The organism is Anaerosinus sp. (genome assembly GCF_965318445.1).
Window position 1 is genome coordinate 38,674 of sequence record NZ_CBDNNH010000001.1, and the last position, 16,514, is coordinate 55,187.

The following is a 16,514-nucleotide window of genomic DNA, read 5'->3' on the forward strand; positions in this document are numbered from 1 at the left end:
TGGGGATAATAGTTTAATCCAATGCAATGTTTTAATGCTTTTCATTGATTTAATCAAAAATATGCTCTTTGTGTATTTTTATCTTATCTAGTATATTTGAATAATCAGATATTCAATAGTATTAATATTCGGAGGATGTATGGCGTTGCAGGATTTTTATTTGACAATTTTTCAAATGAGTGTAGTTTGTTTTGTGATGGGCGGGATTTTTCCTTTTGTATTTAATCGTTATCAACAATTAGCGAATACGATTGCGAATGCCTGCACTTTTTTTGGCGGTGTTTTAACCACTGCGTTATCAATGAAGGTTTTGCGTAGCGGAGTGCCGATTGATATTGATGGATGGCGTATTGTTGGTTCCATAGGGATGAATTTTCATTTTGATGCGTTATCGGCCTTTTTTTTATTGGTCATTGGTGTTATGTCGACGATTATACCATTTTACGCATTTGGCTATGCCCAAAAGTATTTTAAAAGCAAGCGCGCTGGCTGGCTTGGTGGTTTGGTGAATATTTTTATTTTATCGTTAGTTGGTGTAGTCGGTGTAGATAATTCATTGACCTTCATGATTTTTTGGGAATTCATGGCACTGACTTCTTTTCTTTTAGTAATGTTTGATCATGAACAAGCAAAAGTTCGATCAGGTGGCTATATGTATGTCGTGATGACGCATATTGGCAGTGTTTTCTTAACGTTTTCATTTTTAACTTTATATTATTATACGGGCAGTGTAAATTTTGCTGATTATCATCAGATTGGAGAAAGTTTACCTTCCTTTACGAAAAATGCAATTTTTGTGATGTGTTTATTGGGCTTTGGTACAAAAATGGGCGTATTTCCATTGCAGGTGTGGTTGCCAAGGGCATATCCGGTAACGCCGAGCAGTGCAGTTGCACTGATGTCTTCGGCGATGATCAAAACAGCGGTATATGCATTAATTAGAGTAACTTTTGATTTTTTAGGTACTGGTCCGTCTTGGTGGGGAGTACTCATGATGATGATTGGTGCAATCACAGCTATTTTTTGTATTTTATTAGCGGTTATCCAAAATGATATGAAACGTTTTTTGGCTTATAGTAGTGCCGAAAATTTAGGGATCATTTTTGTTGGTGTTGGTGCGACATTGTTCTTTCAAAGTCAAGAACAAATGCTTCTTGCGGCACTTGCGATGCTTGCATCACTTTACCATGTGCTAAATCATTCGGTATTTAAAGCCCTGATGTTTATGGGAGCAGGTGCAGTAGCAGAAAAGGCTGGAACTTGTAATGTAAATCAATTGGGCGGTTTAATTCATCGTATGCCGTGGACAAGTGCTTTTGTTTTGATTGGTGGCATGTCACTTGCGTCTTTGCCTCCATTTTGCGGATTTATTAGCGAGTGGGGATTGCTACAATCGCTCTTGCATATGGTTTTTGACAGTACAGGTGCTTGGGTAAAATTATTTGCTTCTATAGTTATTGCAATTTTAGGTCTAAGTGGTGCATTTTGCGTAGTGGCTGTAGTAAAAAACTTTGGCATGGGATTCTTGGCGAAGCCTCGGAGTAAAAGTGCAGCTGAGGCAAAAGAAGTAGGGGTAGGTATGCGCGTTGGTATGGGGTTATTAGCAGGGATTTCATTATTCTTGGGCATGTTCCCCGGGATTGTTTTGCCAATAATTAATGCTGTAGTACATACGTATTTTAATGACCTTGTATTAGGTTGGCAAATGGTGTTATTTATTCCATTTAAGGATGATCATTTTCAAGTATTATCTATAGGACTCCTTGGGATAGCTGTTATCACAATTATTGCACTGATTATGTTGGCTCTAGTAATAAAATATGGAAAAAGCGAATATGAAATCGAAGATACATGGAACTGTGGAACGATTCATCAAGTGCAAATGCAATATACGGGGACTTCATTTTCTCATCCGATTTTATTGATTTATAAAAGAATCATGGGGCTTACACGGCAGGTGGAAATTGATCAAGTGTATGAATATTATCCAAAAAAAATTGGACATCAATTGGATATTAGTGCAAGATTGGCAGATAATGTTTACAAACCAAGTGTAGGGATTTTAGTCAAGGTATTTAAGAAAATTAAGATGATTCAAAACGGCAATTTACAAGCTTATTTATCTTATATGGTAGCCGCTTTAATCATCACGTTGCTGTGGATTGGGTAGGTGTAATATGCTAGAAAAGATTTGTGTAATAATTTTACAGATGGTTTTAGTATTGTTTTTAGCTCCGTTAGTGCAGGGGATTATTAAGAAGACAAAAGCTAGGCTGCAAAATCGAGTAGGTGCAGATATTGTGCAGCCGTATCGCGATATTTTTAAATACCTTCGTAAAGATGCTGTGATTGCAAAAGATTCTTCTTGGCTTACGCGTGGTACGCCATATATTTGTTTAGGCGTATTACTTATTGTTAGCTTAATCATTCCAACCGTGTTTATCAAAGCGCCGTTAGGTATGATTGGAGACATTATTGTCATTGTGTATTTATTTGCCGTTGTTCGGTTTTTTATTGCCCTTACAGGGCTTGATTCTGGAAGTGCGTTTGGTGGCATGGGGGCAAGCCGTGAAATGGTAATGTCTGCGATTACCGAACCGGCATTATTGTTGTCTGTAATTGCAGTATTGATTAATGTTGGGACAACGAATGTTGGTGAAATTGTTGCTTGCTTAAATGATCAATCTTTAGATTTTTTTGATTATGGTCATTGGCTATCTTGTGTTGCTTTTTTGATTGTTGTGATAGCGGAAACGGGACGAATTCCTTATGACAATCCAGATACGCATTTGGAGCTTACGATGCTACATGAAGCGATGATGCTTGAATATTCAGGCCGTTATTTGGGCTTAATGCATTGGGCGGTTATGGTCAAACAGACGTTATTGTTTACTATGTTTATTAATTTGTTTGTTCCATGGGGGATTTCTATTGAATATACGCTGTCAAGTATTTTGATAGGATTGTTTTTTTATATTGTAAAAGTAATTGTTGTTGGCGTTTTGCTGGCAGCGATTGAGACGGCTTATGCGAAAGTACGGTTGTTTATGATACCTAAGTTATTGGTATCATCGATGGCTTTATCTATTTTGGCAATTGTCGTACAAATTGCGAGATAGGGGGATAGAGAGATGGGAAATCTCGTTTTAGATAGTATTGTGAATTCAGTATTATTACTGAGTACGTTATTTTTATTTCGGACAAAAAAGTCGATGGGAGCTGTTGTAATTATTGCGATTCAATCGGCTGGACTAGCAGCAATTGCTCTTTTAATGTGGCATAAGACGGGTATGGTGCATTTATTGATTGCGGCATTACTCACTCTAATCGTTAAGACTTTAATTATTCCATATATTTTGTACTATACTGTCCAAAAGACGAAAGCACAGCGAAATGTTGAGCGAACGATGAATAAATTAACATCTATTTTTATTGCGCTTGTCTTAATTGTAACGGGTGAATATATTGCATCACAGTTAAGTCTCCCTGGAGCAGAACATGGTGTTCATTTTTTAGGAACTGCAATTATTCTTGTATTTTTAGGAACTTTTACGATTATTAATAACAAACAGGTTTTAATGCAGGGAATAGGTGTTATCGTTATTGAAAATGGACTGTTTTTACTTACACAGGCAATTAGTTACGGGATGCCGCTCGCAGTAGAATTAGGGATTTTCTTTGACTTATTTGTTGCTGTGGTGATTATTGCAAGTTTATCATTTAGAATTCATTCTGTATTCCACAGTTTAAATACAGAAAAAATGCAGGATTTAAGGGGATAATATATGTTAGCAATCGCTTTATTTATCGTGCCATTTATTACTGGAATTATATCGGGGTTGGTCAGAAGTACGAAAGTTGCTGATATATTTCAGGTGATCGGGTCTATTGCTACACTGGTGATTGCATTATGTATTGGCAATCATGTTTTTAATGGTGAAGTTATTAGCATTTATGCAAGTCTTATTTATATTGATGCTTTGGGTGCATTTAATATCATTCTGATTTCTTTAGTCGGCTGCGCGGCAGCCATTTATTCCGTGGGATATATGCGTTATGAGTTAAAGGAAAAAGTGATTACAGAAAGCCAATTAGGGAAATATTATTTTTTCTTTCACTTCTTTATTTTAACAATGTTAATTGTCAGCGCAGTTGATAATTTAGGGTTGCTTTGGGTAGGAATTGAGCTTACAACACTTGTTTCAGCAATGCTTGTTGCTTTTTATGGCACTCAGCATTCATTAGAAGCGGCTTGGAAATATTTGATTATGGGTGTTGTTGGTATCGGCTTTGCTTTACTTGGCATTGTATTTATTTATTTGTCAGGGCTTCACAGTATTGGTGAGGAGCAATCTGCGGCTTTGCAATGGACAGAGCTGATGAGAGTTGCTCATACGTTAAATCCTAAATGGGTAGAAATCGGTTTTATTTTTATTCTCATTGGTTTTGGAACGAAAGCGGGGCTGGCGCCAATGCATTTTTGGCTTCCAGATGCGCATAGTCAGGCACCTGCGCCAGTCAGCGCTGTTTTATCGGGCGTTTTATTAAATACAGCGTTATATGGATTATTTCGTGTTTTTTCAATTGCCAATATTGCGCTTCAGGGGAATGCAGGAGAGTATTTAATTGTTTTTGGGTTATTGTCGATTAGTGTTACCGTGCCGTTTATTATGGTGCAGCATGATTTAAAGCGTATGCTGGCCTTTTCTAGCGTAGAACATATGGGGATTATTACCTTAGCGGTAGGAATTGGTGGTCCACTTGGTTTGTATGGTGCGTTCTTACACATGTTTAATCATTCAATGGGGAAATCACTACTTTTTATGTCAGCCGGAAATATTGCGCAAAAGTATCACTCTAAATATATTGAACGGATTTCTGGTGTCATTCGAGCAATGCCTTGGACAGGTGGAATTTTCTTATTCGCAGCATTGGCAGTAGCAGGCGCACCGCCGTTTAGTATTTTTATTAGTGAATTTACGATTATGATGGCAGGTGTTGAAGCAGAAAAGCTTTGGGCATCTTGTGCTTTGGCGGGATTGGTAGTGCTTATTTTCGCAGGAATGACATATTATGTAGTTCGTATGGCTTTTGGTGAAATTCCAACGCGAATAGGAAGTAAGACAACCGATGTATGGATGAAATGTGCGATGTTAATTCCATTTATATTTATTGTATTATGTGGAATTTATGTACCTGAATTTATTCAAGATTCTATCTGTATCGCAGCAAGTGTACTTGAAGGAGGGGGAAAATAATGCTTGCAGATTATAAAAGAAGATTTGTTAAAAAGTTAATGCAGCAGCTACAGTCTCAGATTATTTCTACCCAAGAAAATGAGCTGGATACGATTTTAAATATCAAAAAACAGGATTTAGTAGAAGTTTGCCGATTTATATATGAAGAGAAAAATGCGCGTCTATTTACGATGGTAGGAAATGATGAGCGTGGAATCAATGGCGTTTTTGCTCTATACTATGTATTTGCTATTGATGAAATTAAGCATTTTATTACAATAAAAATTTTTATTGATGAAAGTGACCCCACATTTCCCTCCATGGCGTCACATATGCCGGCACTTAACTGGTATGAACGTGAAGTGAATGATTTATTAGGGCTTAGAGCGCTAGGACATCCTGATCGTAGTCCGTTAATTTTGCATGGGGATTGGCCAGAAGACTTTTATCCATTGCGCAAAGATTATAAATATGATTTGATGGTGCCTAGAACGCAGGATCGAAATACCTTTGTTGAATATACGAGCGAAGATATTACTGAGATTCCTGTGGGGCCGATTCACGCGGGCATTATTGAACCGGGACATTTTCGTTTTGGAGCCGTTGGTGATACGATTCTTCATTTGGATGCAAAATTATTTTATACACATCGTGGGATAGAAAAAACTTTAGAAGGTAAGACGATCGATCAGGCGATGTTTCTAGTAGAACGAATTTGTTGTGTTTGTAATGTTTCGCACAGTGTGGCATTTGCCCAGGCGATAGAAAATGCAGCGAAGGTAAAAATACCCAAACGCGCTGCATATTTAAGAACTTTGTTTCTTGAATTAGAGAGGCTGTACAATCATGTGGGGGATGTCGGCAATATTTGTGCAGGTTATGGTTTTGCTGTTGGAAATAGCCAAGGTGCTAGAATGCGTGAGCAGCTATTACAATTAAATGAACGATTATCCGGTCACCGTTATTTACGTGGTGCGATTGCATTGGGTGGGATGAAGCAAGACGTTACAGCAGATGAAGTTACAATGATAACGAAAGAACTTGTAGAATTAAAAGAAGATTTTCATGAACTCGTGAATATCTTGCTCAGTCATGAAATTGCAGTTAATCGCATGGAGAGAACCGGGTGCTTAAATTTAAAACAAGTTACGGATTTGGAAGTAGTAGGGGTTGCAGCGAGAGCTTCAGGCAGAGATATTGATTGCCGACGTGACTTGCCATATGCGGCATATGGCAAAGTTCAGTTTGACGTTCCGGTGAAGACAAAAGGTGATGTACTAAGAAGAATAAAAATTAGAATTAGAGAAGTAGATGCATCGCTATCTATTATCCATCAAGTGCTTACCTCTTTACCGGTAGGTGATATTTGTACAGGTATTCCGACAATAAAACCATATACAACAACGTTTGGTTGGACAGAATCATCACGTGGTGAGAATTGCCACTGGATTATGCTTGGACCGGAAAATGTAATTTATCGTTATCGAATTCGTTCGGCGTCGTATAGTAACTGGCCTGCAGTTGCCTTGTCTGTTCAAAATAACATCATACCGGATTTTCCATTAATTAATAAGAGCTTTGAACTTTGTTATTCCTGTTGCGACAGATAGCAAGGTAAGAAAGAAGGGGAAGAGTCTATGATAGATATAATAATGAAAATATGGAAGACCGGAACAGTAACGCAAAAACAACCATTAGATACACCTCCGAAAAAATATCGTGGTCGTATAAAAATTAATGATCCATTAAGCACAGTATTAAAATCCTGTGTTGAATTTTGCCCATCTGGTGCATTATCAATTCAAGCAGATGGGAAAGTTCAACTCTTTCATGGAAAATGTGTTTTTTGTGGAAACTGTGTAAGACATTGTTCAGATGGATCAATTGAGCAGACGACAGATTGTTATCTCGCAGTAAGAAATAAAGAAGATTTATATGATTTGGCAATAAAGTAAGACTTCATAAAGGAGGGATATTGCTTAAATGAATGAAGAAGAATTGGGATTTAAATTAAAAAAGCGGATTAGACAGGTATTGGGAGGTTCGCTTCATATTCGTCACGTAGATACAGGGTCATGCAATGGATGTGATTTTGAAATGTCGACACTTAGTAATCCGATTTACGATATTGCACGGTTCGGTGTGAGTTTTGTACCGTCACCGCGTCATGCGGATATGCTGATGGTAACGGGTGGTGTTACTCGTAATCTTGAAGATGCATTGAAGATTACCTATGATGCAACACCGAAGCCGAAGATTGTTTTAGCAATTGGTGCTTGTGCATGTGGTGGTGGTGTTTTTGGAGAAACGTACGCGAATGGAGCAGGCGTAGATAAATTTGTTCCTGTCTATGTATATGTTCCAGGTTGCCCGCCACGCCCGCAAGCTTTAATACAAGGAATTTTATTGGCGTTAGATAAATATGAACAAGTTTTGAATCGGGGGGAATAATTTGAATTTAGAAGTGCAGCGATTTAAAGCTGATTTTTTTAAAGCATTGGCACATCCGCTGAGAATTCGTATTCTTGAACTTTTAGCAGAAGGGGATAAGAATGTTAATGAATTGCAAACACTTATCGGTTCAGAGGGTTCAGCGGTTTCACAACAACTAGCGATTCTCAGAAATAAATCCATTGTTCATGGGACAAAAGAGGGAAATAAGGTTACATATACTTTAAGGGATCCGATGATTTTGGAACTATTAAAAGTAGCAAAACAAATTTTTAATAATCATTTAATTGATACAATCTCCATGTTTGATCGAATCAAAGACGAGGAATAAAAATGGCATCATTACATTCGTAATGATGCCATTTTTATCGCGTTCTTAAAAGTATATCTGGAATTAGATAATATATATGTAATTTTTATTTATTAAAATAGCGGTTTAATAATCCAGCGAATCCACAGCCATGACGCGCTTCGTCTTTTGCCATTTCATGAACTGTATCATGGATTGCATCAAGATTTTGTGCTTTTGCCATTTTAGCGATATCCATTTTACCAGCGCATGCGCCATGCTCTGCTGCAACGCGTAATTCAAGGTTTTTCTTTGTGCTGGAAGTTACTACTTCGCCTAAAAGTTCAGCAAACTTTGCTGCATGTTCAGCTTCTTCAAAAGCATAGCGTTTGAAAGCTTCTGCGATTTCAGGATATCCTTCACGATCCGCAACGCGGCTCATTGCTAAGTACATTCCAACTTCGGCACATTCGCCATTAAAGTTTTGGCGTAGCCCTTCAAGAATTTTTTCATCAACGCCTTGTGCAACACCGATGCGATGTTCATCAGCAAATACTAATTCACCAGATTGTTCAACGAATTTAGAAGCAGGAGCTTTGCATAAAGGACATTGTGCTGGTGGTTCAGTTCCTTCATGAACATATCCGCAGATTGAGCATACAAATTTTTTCATAATATAAATCCTCCGTTTGTATTAAGTATTTTAATTTCATTAATTTTTACTAATATTCAAGCTTTGCTTGCTTGATGTGCTTCATTATAGCAAATTAACTAAGAGTTTAAAATTCTGCTAAAGGCGGATATAGGATGATTTTTAGCCTATTTTCTCACATTTACTTTAATTTTTATAAATACCCATAGTTTTTCATAAAAGTTATTAAATGATAACTATTATCTTTTAAGTGTAATTTATCATAGTGAAAATATTAAAATAAACGCCGTCTATAAAATTATTATAGACGGTGTTTAGTAATTGAATTATTTATAGAAGCATAAATATGCTGTTTGCTCAATGATTTTCACTTGGAATTTTTTGTTTGCTTCAACGATGAAAGTTTGCTTAGGTAGATATTCTTTAAATTCTGTTTCTCCAGGAAGTTTTGCCAAAATACTACCGCTAATTACAGTCATGTATTCTGTAGAAGAAGTGCCGAATTCATATTCGCCAATTTCCATAACGCCTACAGTTGCAGACCCTTCCTGATTTTTAAATGCAATAGAGACTACGTTCCCCTCGAAATATTCATTTGTTTTAAACATAATATAACCACTCCTATTTTTATTCATCATTAAATAAACTTATTACTTTCTTAATAAGTGGGGCAGTGTTTGCGAACCATATCAGCAATAATACTTTCCATTGAATATAAGCCTGGCATTTTGCCAATTAGATGCTTTGCTGCAAAGATAGCCCCTTGTCCAAAAGCGGCACGACTTATACTTGAGTGTGATAATCGAATTGTTTGATTTGGCATGCCGAAAATAACTTCGTGTCGACCGACGATACCACCAACTCGAATCGAGTTTATATGCTGAGATTCATCTAATTCTAAAGTTTGGGCAATTTTTTTTGCAGTTCCGGAGACTTCGGTCTTTCCTTTAAAATGTTCTTCAATAATTTCAATATCTGCATTAGGAATAATTTTTTTTAGCACATGTGAGGCTACCATTAAAAAAGTAACGCCAAGTGTAATATTGGGAGAATAAAGTACGGGTGTAATTTCTGAAAGTGATTTTAATAAAGATAGCTCTTCTGGCTGATAGTTAGAGACACCAGAAATTATAGCGATTCCTGATTTTGCAGCATTTTTGTAAGAATGGACGCCGTAATTGTGAGAAAAATCAACCAAGATGTCTACAGGGTTTTTTAAGAAAAAGTTATCGGATACATCTGAAATAGGGATTATTTTTCCTATATTAGTTTCATAACCTAAATCGCTGCTGGCAAATTTTGAGTGTTTTATTTTGTTTTTTCTCACTACCCATGAGAGTACAAAACGTGAATCTTTTAAAAATTCATCTGCTATTAATTTACCTGTTTTCCCAAAGCCCCAAATACCTACCTTGATTTTTTTCAATAGAACTCCTCCTTCTTTTTTTGCGCCGACGAGGTTAGCTGACGGATTCGGAAAGAAAGATAACTCCCCTAGCTGTATTATTACAGACATTCACCCCAATAGTGGTTCCCCCGCTTTTTAATAAAGTAGACTTGCTTCAAATGGAGCTTTACTCCCTCTGAAGCCTAGCCGACCTTATCCAGGAACTAATCTGCTCGCCTGTGTCCTGTTGGGTATAACTCCAACATATAGAAGGTTGGAGTCTGTAAAGGTGCGAACCAAAAGCTTTGATTTTGTGTGAATCGCTGATTTCGCTAGATGAGAGGATTAGTCATCGGATAAAATTAGGCGATATAATTTATTTTCACAGATTACAGGAATAATTATTTTGCCCGTTAGAAGAATATCCTTATAAAATATGAAAATAAAATAAATAGGAGAAATTATTTATAATTTCTCCTAAATTTATTGAAAGAATAAGAATCAAAATGTAAGTATATAAAATATAACAAAAGGCTATAATATAATATTTTAAGTATATAATAAAAATATCTTTTATGTCAAATAATTCAAATATTTGAAAGTGTATTAAATAATAACCTTTATTGACTAACTTAAATGGAAAGATTATACTTAAATAAATATAAGGAATTTGAGGTGAGAGGTATGGAGGCAATTTTGCTATCCAGATGGCAGTTTGCAATTACGACAGTATATCATTTCTTGTTTGTACCGCTTACATTGGGGCTATCGCTTTTTATCGCTTTGTTAGAAACTTTTTATGTGGCGACAGGTAAAGATGTATATCGGCGCATGACGAAGTTTTGGGGCAAGTTATTTTTGGTTAATTTCGCGATGGGCGTTGTGACAGGGATTGTACAAGAGTTTCACTTTGGTATGAATTGGGCAGAGTATTCAAGGTTCATGGGGGATATTTTTGGTGCGCCGCTGGCACTAGAAGCATTGACTGCATTTTTTCTTGAATCTACATTTTTAGGCTTGTGGATTTTTGGTTGGGACAGACTATCTAAGAAAGTGCATCTGGCTTGTATTTGGCTCGTTGCAATCGGCAGTAATTTATCTTCATTTTGGATTTTAGTTGCAAATTCATTCATGCAGAATCCTGTAGGATATGCATTGCAAAACGGGCGGGCAGAGATGACGGATTTCGTAGCACTTTTGACAAATCCGTATCTAGCAGGACAGTTTTTACATACCGTATTATCAGGGCTTGCAACGGCAGGTGTTTTTGTTGCATCCATTAGTGCATATCATTTATTAAAAAGAACATATTTAGATGTATTTAAGACTTCTTTTAAATTCAGTGTAGTATGGTCAATTGTTGGTTTATTAGCTGTGATGGGCAGTGGACATTTACAAGCACAATATTTAGGGCATTATCATCCAATGAAATTGGCATCGGTGGAAGCACTTTGGGAGACGGAAAATCCGGCACCATTTACGATATATACAACAATAGATGAAGTGAATCAGGAGAACAGGCAGCAACTTGCCATTCCAGGGATGCTGACTTTCATGGTTTATAATTCTTTTGATGGAGAGGTGCAGGGGTTAAAAGCGTTGCAGGCCAAAGCTGAACAAACTTATGGTGCTGGGAACTATATTCCTGATGTAGCCGGAATGTTTTGGAGTTTTAGAATCATGATTGCAGCGGGAATGATTTTGTTGGGAATTCTCTTTTTAAGTGGGTTCTTGTTTTTCTCTGGAAGATTAGAGCGGTATCCGATTGTATTAAGAGCGCTGTTATGTATGCTTCCATTGCCGTATATTGCAAACTCGACAGGTTGGTATATTACGGAGGGTGGCAGGCAGCCATGGATGGTTGTCGGCTTACAGAAAGTAGATCAAGCAATTTCGCAAAATATTACAGGAACTGAAGTTGCTATTTCCTTAATTGGGTTTACGTTAATTTATTCCGTTTTATTTGTTGCAGCAGCGTATTTAACGATGAAATTTATAAAAAAAGGACCTGAAAAAATTTCTGAAAATCAGAAAGGGGGCGGCTCCTTATGGATTTAACCGTTGTATGGTTTATTTTAATTACGGTTTTATTTGCTGGATTTTTTCTCCTTGAAGGGTTTGATTATGGTGTGGGGATGTTGTTGCCGTTCCTAGGGAAAGATGATATTGAGCGTCGGATGATTATCAATACGATTGGTCCGGTTTGGGATGGAAATGAAGTTTGGATGATTACGGCTGGTGGTGCATTGTTTGCGGCATTTCCACATGTATATGCAACGATGTTTAGCAGCTTTTACTTGGCATTGTTCCTAATGCTATTGGCATTGATTGGTCGTGGTGTAGCATTTGAATTCCGTAGTAAAGATGAAAGCCCTGTATGGCGCAACACTTGGGATTGGTTGATTTTTTTCGGCAGTGTAGTTCCGGCATTTTTATGGGGTGTAGCAGTAACAAATCTTTTGCAAGGCATTATGATAAACGAAAAGATGATTTATGTAGGTAGTTTTTTTGATTTATTATCGCCTTATACAATTTTAGGTGGACTTACCTTTGTCTTCGTTTTCTTATTCCACGGGGCGATGTTCCTTACGCTTAAGACGGAAGCATATCTTGTTTTACGCTCGCGTAATGTTGCTTTAAAGTGTGGTGCATTGGCAATTCTTTTATTTGTAGCGTGTATGATGATGACGTATACAAATACAGATTTATTTTCCAGTATGGCAGCAGGAAGCATCTTGACGATTGCGGCAGTAGTCTTTGTGATTGGCTACGGCTTGGCGTGGATGAAAAAGTACGGACTTGGATTTACTTGTGGTGCGTTGGCGATTATTTGTACGACGGTAGCTTTTTTCGTAGGGTTATTCCCACGCTTAATGGTGTCTAGTTTAAATCCTGATTGGAGTCTAACGATTTACAATGCAGCATCTACGCAGTATACTCTATCTATTATGACGATTGCTGCGATAGTTTTCGTACCAATTGTTCTTGTATATCAGGCTTGGACATATTGGGTATTTCGGAAACGTGTGACGGCGAAAAATTTGGAGTATTGATATGTTAGATGTACGATTGACAAAAGAAGTGAGAGATCAATACCAAAGAGGATTTTTTCTTGCTTTACTACAATTTTTACATTCTATCTGTATTGTTGGCGGAGCGTATTTTACCGCGTGGATTGTAGATGGGGTGTTTTTGAAGAGTCGGTCGGTAGAAGAAGCAGTACCGCAGTTTATGGTGCTGCTTCTCTTTCTATGTTTAAGGCCACTATGTATTTGGAGTATTGATGTGCTGGCAAAAAAAATTGCAGTGAGGGTAAAAAGCCGCTTACGCAAAGAACTTTCTCAAAGAATTTTTATAGCGGGCACAGTTACCTTAAATGGCGAAGAAAATGGTGCATTACTTCATCTACTGACAGAAAGTGTTGAATCAGTTGATGAATACTTTAGCAAATTTTTACCACAGTTGATTACAGTTGCAATTGCGCCTATTGTCATTATCAGTGTTGTTCTACCACTTGATTTATCTACGCTATTTTTATTTTGTATAACTGCACCGCTTATTCCGATTTTTATGATTCTTATCGGTAAAAGGGCAGAAAAAGCGAATCAGCGTCAGTGGAAAACGTTGTCGCATCTCAGTCAGCATTTCTTTGAGGTAATGAAGGGTCTCACTGTTTTAAAATTGTTCGGACGGAGCAAAGATCAAGAAGTGTTGGTACGGCGAAGTTCGGAAAACTTTCGTACGGCAACTATGTCTGTGCTTAGGGTGGCTTTTTTATCCGCGCTTGTTTTAGAAATGGTTGCAACTTTGAGCGTTGCACTTGTTGCGGTAACGGTTGGACTAAGACTTCTTTCCGGAGAAATAGATTTTTTACTGGCGTTTTTTCTACTACTTATTGCGCCAGAGTTTTACCAGCCACTTCGCCAATTTGGGAGTGCTTTTCATAGTGCGATTACGGCGGTTACAGCAGCCCAGCACATTTATCAAAGACTTGGCGAGGGTTTTGTAATGCGGGCAGAGCGTGGACAAAATTTTTGTGCGCAAAATGTTGCGATAGAGTTTCAGCAAGTAAAATTTGCTTATGAGAATAAGTCTGCATTTGCGTTAGATGACGTTTCACTTGACATTCCCGCGAATCAGCGAATTGCGATTGTGGGTACAAGTGGAGCCGGCAAGACGACGCTGATTCGGGCAATCTTAGGCTTTATTACGCCGCAAACTGGAGAAGTCCTTATCAATGGGCGAAATCTACAGAATTTAACGAAGCGAAGCTGGTTTAGCCATATCGCTTACGTTGGACAAAATCCACATATCTTTCAAGCGACGATTGGCGAAAATATCGCCCTGGCAAAGCGCGCATCGCTAGAAGAGATTAAGCAAGCTGCGAAACTAGCAAAAGCACATGACTTTATTATGCAGTTACCACAAGAGTATGAGACAAGAATCGGCGATGGTGGACAAAGTTTAAGTGGTGGACAAAAACGGCGACTTGCATTAGCTAGAGCCTTTTTGCAGGATGTGCCACTCGTTATTCTTGATGAACCGACAGCGGGAATTGATGTGAAGACAGAAATGGAACTTGAGGAGTCACTTGATGCACTGGGAACGAATCGGACACTGCTTTTTATCGCCCATAAATTAAAGCTTGCACAAAAAGCGGATAAAATCGTGGTTATGGAACAGGGAAGAATTTGTGAAATGGGGAGTCATGAGGAGCTTATTGCGCGCAATGGTACATATGCAGCTTTATATCAAGCCTATAAGGGGGCTTTACCATGAAGACATTTCTTCGATTATTACGCCTTATTTATCCTGTACGATGGCATATTGCTTTATCGCTATTTTTTGCTTGGGCTACAGTGATGAGCTCAGCGATGCTTATGGCATGTGCGGGCTATTTGATTGCAACAGCAGCCTTACATCCATTTATTTATGAATTATCTTTAGCGATTGTTGGCGTGCGTTTTTTTGGAATTTTACGAGCAGTGCTTCGGTATGCAGAACGGTGTTTTGCACACGATGCAACTTTTCGCATCATTACACAGCTTCGGGTTTGGTGTTATCAAAGATTAGAAGTACAGGCACCGGCAAAATTGCAGATATGGCAAACTGGTGCATTGTTTCATTTGCTTACTACCTCTATTGAACGGTTACAGGACTTTTATTTAAGAGTTATTTCCCCTCTAATTACAGCATTTTTAGTTTTGATTGCAGTAGGTGGAATCCTACTTTACTTTGCACCGCCGGCATTTTTTATTTTTGCTCTTGCCTTTTTGCTGATTGGCTTGGTAGTGCCGATGTGTGTTCGACAGTATAAGCGTTTGCATATGCAATCGTTATCTCCTGTGGAAGCTCGGCAAAAAAGTCTACTTTTAGATGGAATTGAAGGAATTGCAGAACTTACGATTGCGAACAAAGTAGAGTCTTATTTGATCAATCTTGAAGAAATGCAAAATCACTTGGCGAAGTTACAAGTTAAGGAGGCAAAAATTACGGCTTTAAATCATGCGATTGCTACGACAGTCGTAAATTTCGCATACTTCTTCGTACTTTTAGTGTTTTGTTATAGCGTTGCTGAGGGTGAGTTAAGTGGTGTTTGGCTCGTTGTCCTTTTACTCACGGTGCAAAGTAGTTTTGAAGCGGCAGTTCCGTTGCCGGCTGTTTGGCAATACGGAGCGTCTACATTGGCGGCGGCAAAATCAATTTTTTCTGTTGCGGATGCAGCGCATGAACCAAAATCGCCGATAGAAAAGCATTTACCTACAAAATCGCTTGATTTAGTGGTAAAAGAGGTATCTTTTCAGTATCAGCAGGAAGTACCGGTGCTAAAAAATCTATCTGTCATGATTCCTGCAGGGAAAAAGATTGCGATTGTTGGCGAAAGTGGTTCGGGGAAAAGTACCTTGGCAAATTTACTCTTAAAATTTTGGGAGTATGAGCAGGGTGAAATTACGTTGGGGGCAGTTTCGTATCGGGAAATGGAAGCGGAAGATGTGCGTAAATATTTTTGTGTAGTTACGCAGGAATCGCATATTTTTCATACGACTTTGCGTGAGAATTTTCTCATCGTCAAACCTGAGGCAACGGAACTAGAGATGGTTGAAGTGCTGAAAAAAGTCGGATTATTTGATTTTGTAAGCTCCCTAGCGGAGGGACTGGATTTTATCGTGGGGCAAAATGGGCAGAAGCTATCGGGCGGCGAAAGGCAACGCTTAATCTTAGCTAGAGCACTGCTAAAGCCAGCTCCGATTCTTTTACTAGATGAGCCGACGGTCAATCTGGATGCCAAAACCGCAGAGGTTTTTATGGATACGGTGCTAAGCAACACCAAAGAACAATCCTTAATTCTAATTACACATCAATTTGCCGGATTAGAAAAAATGGACGAAATTTTCGTCTTGGCAGATGGACGGATTGTTGAACATGGCAATTTTACAGAGTTGCTTACGCGCAAGCACCTTTTTTATCAGTTATGGCAATATCGGAATTATTAATAGA

Annotated in this window: 15 protein-coding genes and 1 riboswitch; of the genes, 12 read left to right on the top strand and 3 right to left on the bottom strand. The window is 38.1% G+C overall.

What is annotated here, in order from left to right:
* Positions 1-139: 139 nt before the first annotated feature.
* Genes ACWZFG_RS00165 through ACWZFG_RS00200 form a run of 8 tightly spaced genes read left to right on the top strand, consistent with a single transcriptional unit; the run spans position 140 to position 8,019 of the window.
* On the top strand, positions 140-2,170 hold the full coding sequence (locus tag ACWZFG_RS00165; protein ID WP_455576871.1) for a proton-conducting transporter transmembrane domain-containing protein: 2,031 nt from the start codon (positions 140-142) through the stop codon (positions 2,168-2,170).
* A 7-nt stretch (positions 2,171-2,177) separates the two neighbouring features.
* Positions 2,178-3,119, top strand: coding sequence for a respiratory chain complex I subunit 1 family protein (locus ACWZFG_RS00170; protein WP_418626848.1), 942 nt, complete (start codon positions 2,178-2,180; stop codon positions 3,117-3,119).
* A gap of 12 nt (positions 3,120-3,131) precedes the next feature.
* Entirely contained in the window at positions 3,132-3,782 is a 651-nt protein-coding gene (locus tag ACWZFG_RS00175; protein ID WP_147667359.1) for a hydrogenase, read from the top strand.
* Between the two features lie 3 nt (positions 3,783-3,785).
* Positions 3,786-5,258: a hydrogenase 4 subunit F gene (locus ACWZFG_RS00180; protein ID WP_177503481.1), complete on the top strand. Its 1,473-nt coding sequence runs from the start codon at positions 3,786-3,788 to the stop codon at positions 5,256-5,258.
* Positions 5,258-6,847, top strand: a complete 1,590-nt coding sequence (locus ACWZFG_RS00185) for a hydrogenase large subunit (protein ID WP_455576872.1) — start codon at positions 5,258-5,260, stop codon at positions 6,845-6,847. The genes ACWZFG_RS00180 and ACWZFG_RS00185 overlap by 1 nt, the downstream gene beginning before the upstream one ends.
* A gap of 27 nt (positions 6,848-6,874) precedes the next feature.
* Positions 6,875-7,192: a 4Fe-4S dicluster domain-containing protein gene (locus ACWZFG_RS00190; RefSeq protein WP_418626850.1), complete on the top strand. Its 318-nt coding sequence runs from the start codon at positions 6,875-6,877 to the stop codon at positions 7,190-7,192.
* Positions 7,193-7,220: 28 nt separating this feature from the next.
* Positions 7,221-7,688, top strand: a complete 468-nt coding sequence (locus ACWZFG_RS00195; protein WP_177503487.1) for an NADH-quinone oxidoreductase subunit B family protein — start codon at positions 7,221-7,223, stop codon at positions 7,686-7,688.
* Position 7,689: 1 nt separating this feature from the next.
* Positions 7,690-8,019 carry an ArsR/SmtB family transcription factor gene (locus ACWZFG_RS00200; RefSeq protein WP_147667352.1) on the top strand — a complete coding sequence of 110 codons (330 nt, stop codon included), beginning with the start codon at positions 7,690-7,692 and terminating at the stop codon, positions 8,017-8,019.
* 85 nt (positions 8,020-8,104) lie between these two features.
* Here the strand turns inward: ACWZFG_RS00200 and ACWZFG_RS00205 are convergent, their stop codons facing one another.
* The 3 genes from ACWZFG_RS00205 to ACWZFG_RS00215 form a co-directional block, all read right to left on the bottom strand.
* Positions 8,105-8,650 carry an NADH peroxidase gene (locus ACWZFG_RS00205; RefSeq protein WP_455576873.1) on the bottom strand — a complete coding sequence of 182 codons (546 nt, stop codon included), beginning with the start codon at positions 8,648-8,650 and terminating at the stop codon, positions 8,105-8,107.
* A gap of 305 nt (positions 8,651-8,955) precedes the next feature.
* Positions 8,956-9,237: a pyrimidine/purine nucleoside phosphorylase gene (gene ppnP, locus ACWZFG_RS00210; RefSeq protein ID WP_177503489.1), complete on the bottom strand. Its 282-nt coding sequence runs from the start codon at positions 9,235-9,237 to the stop codon at positions 8,956-8,958.
* A gap of 50 nt (positions 9,238-9,287) precedes the next feature.
* Positions 9,288-10,055: a 4-hydroxy-tetrahydrodipicolinate reductase gene (locus ACWZFG_RS00215; RefSeq protein WP_418626851.1), complete on the bottom strand. Its 768-nt coding sequence runs from the start codon at positions 10,053-10,055 to the stop codon at positions 9,288-9,290.
* A gap of 9 nt (positions 10,056-10,064) precedes the next feature.
* Positions 10,065-10,197, bottom strand: a riboswitch (cyclic di-AMP (ydaO/yuaA leader).
* Between the two features lie 503 nt (positions 10,198-10,700).
* Here ACWZFG_RS00215 and ACWZFG_RS00220 point away from each other — a divergent pair.
* The 4 genes from ACWZFG_RS00220 to cydC are packed head-to-tail and all read left to right on the top strand — an operon-like array spanning position 10,701 to position 16,510.
* Positions 10,701-12,074: a cytochrome ubiquinol oxidase subunit I gene (locus tag ACWZFG_RS00220; RefSeq protein ID WP_455576874.1), complete on the top strand. Its 1,374-nt coding sequence runs from the start codon at positions 10,701-10,703 to the stop codon at positions 12,072-12,074.
* A complete protein-coding gene (gene cydB, locus ACWZFG_RS00225; RefSeq protein WP_455576875.1) occupies positions 12,065-13,069 on the top strand; it encodes a cytochrome d ubiquinol oxidase subunit II in 1,005 nt (334 codons plus the stop codon). Before ACWZFG_RS00220 ends, cydB begins: the two co-directional genes overlap by 10 nt.
* Before the next feature lies 1 nt (position 13,070).
* Positions 13,071-14,795, top strand: coding sequence for a thiol reductant ABC exporter subunit CydD (gene cydD, locus ACWZFG_RS00230; RefSeq protein ID WP_455576876.1), 1,725 nt, complete (start codon positions 13,071-13,073; stop codon positions 14,793-14,795).
* Positions 14,792-16,510: a thiol reductant ABC exporter subunit CydC gene (gene cydC / locus ACWZFG_RS00235; RefSeq protein ID WP_455576877.1), complete on the top strand. Its 1,719-nt coding sequence runs from the start codon at positions 14,792-14,794 to the stop codon at positions 16,508-16,510. Before cydD ends, cydC begins: the two co-directional genes overlap by 4 nt.
* Positions 16,511-16,514 lie beyond the last annotated feature (4 nt).